The 422-nt window shown below is 38.2% G+C and carries 1 protein-coding gene; it reads right to left on the reverse strand.

The features are described from left to right. Positions 1-422 (reverse strand): GH25 family lysozyme (locus tag KQI94_RS16330; protein ID WP_275970764.1); only part of this gene is annotated, 422 nt, incomplete at both ends.

The raw sequence follows: 422 nt of genomic DNA on the forward strand, positions 1-422 counted from the left end.
ATAGGATACGCAGCAATCCATAAAGAGTTAGGAAACTCTTTGATGATTTGTTGATAGTTTACATGATTTAGTGTAAATGGCTTATAGCTGTAATACATTGGAGTATAGCCAGCCTGTTTTATTCTGCGCATACCGTACAAAATTGTCTCTGTATTTGCTGCTTTTTCGGCATCTGAACTTACATATCCTCCATATCCATCTGGAACACTAGCCAACGCTCCATGTTCAAAATCTAATGCAACGATGGAATTTTTAGGCGTTTGAATACGTGGCAAAAAGTAATCCATTGTTGTTTTCGCAATATCCATGTTTCCCCAAGTGTCATACCAAATATAGGTATGCGCACGTTTACCTTGGGCAATAGCACTTGCTACTTGCGTTTTATATGTGTATTGTTCATAAATACCGCTAGCATTGTAGCC

Source organism: Enterococcus sp. S183_ASV_20, assembly GCF_018919685.1.
GTDB classification, from domain to species: Bacteria; Bacillota; Bacilli; order Lactobacillales; family Enterococcaceae; genus Enterococcus; species Enterococcus faecalis.